General features: G+C 58.5%; 2 protein-coding genes. Both read left to right on the forward strand.

The genetic code is table 11. From position 1 onward, the window contains the following. The first annotated feature begins 77 nt into the window (after nt 1-77). Nucleotides 78-524, forward strand: coding sequence for a fimbrial protein (locus AAIE04_RS25025; protein WP_498577862.1), 447 nt, complete (start codon nt 78-80; stop codon nt 522-524). 12 nt (nt 525-536) lie between these two features. After that, the coding region (locus AAIE04_RS25030) for a fimbrial protein (RefSeq protein WP_498577863.1) at nt 537-959 on the forward strand (423 nt) is incomplete at its 3' end.

Consider the following 959-nt stretch of genomic DNA (forward strand, 5'->3'; position numbering starts at 1 on the left):
TTTTCATCTGAGCTATGACTGAGGCGGGGCTGAACATGGATGGAGCGATAACCGCATGCCGCAGGGCGTGTCTGGGCATGCTGCTGGCGGCGCCGCTGCTGGCCGGCGCGGCCACCACGGTCACGGTCAAAGTCACGGTGATGGCGCCGCCATCTTGTGAGATTAACGGCAACCGGCCGATCGAGGTGGACTTTGGGGAGGTGATGACCACCGAGATTAATGGCAGCAACTATAGAAAACAGGTGATCTATACCCTTTCTTGTTCCGGGCAGACCAATAGTGCAATGAAATTGTCAATTCAGGGGAATGGCGCGGCCTTTGATAGCTCGGTGCTGAAAACCGACAAGACCGGGCTGGGTATTCAGTTGCAGCAGGGTAGCAACAAGCTGACGCTTAACAGTTGGCTTAATTTTAACTTATCGAGCAAGCCCTCGTTGTGGGCTGTGCCGGTGAAACAGAGCGGCGTCAGCCTGAAGGGCGGCGAATTTTCGGCGGCGGCCACCCTGAAAGTGGCTTACCAGTAACGGGAGCGAGGCATGAAAAATACTATCTACGCTCTGTTGTTGAGCGGCGGCCTGCTGGCAGCCTCGGGGGGGACGCGAGCTGAAGGGGAAATGACATTCCGCGGCACGTTGATCGAACCGCCGCCGTGCATCCTCAACGAGGGCAATCAGATTGACGTGGACTTCGGCGATCGGATTGGCATCAGCAAGGTGGACGGCGAGAACTACCGTCAGGCGGTGAACTATCAGATCAAATGCGGTAAGGAAAGCGGCGGCAGCACAGCCCTGACGCTGAGTCTACTGGGGACGGCAAGCGGCTTCGACAAGCAGGCGCTGGCGACTAACAAGGGCGATCTGGGGATCCGGATCTACCGGGATGATGAGCCTTTTACGCCGGGCAGCACGCTGAAGATCACGCTGGGTAACGCGCCGCGGCTGGCGGCGGTGCCGGTGAAA

The sequence above is a fragment of the Serratia sp. Ae19-1 genome (genome assembly GCF_059801225.1).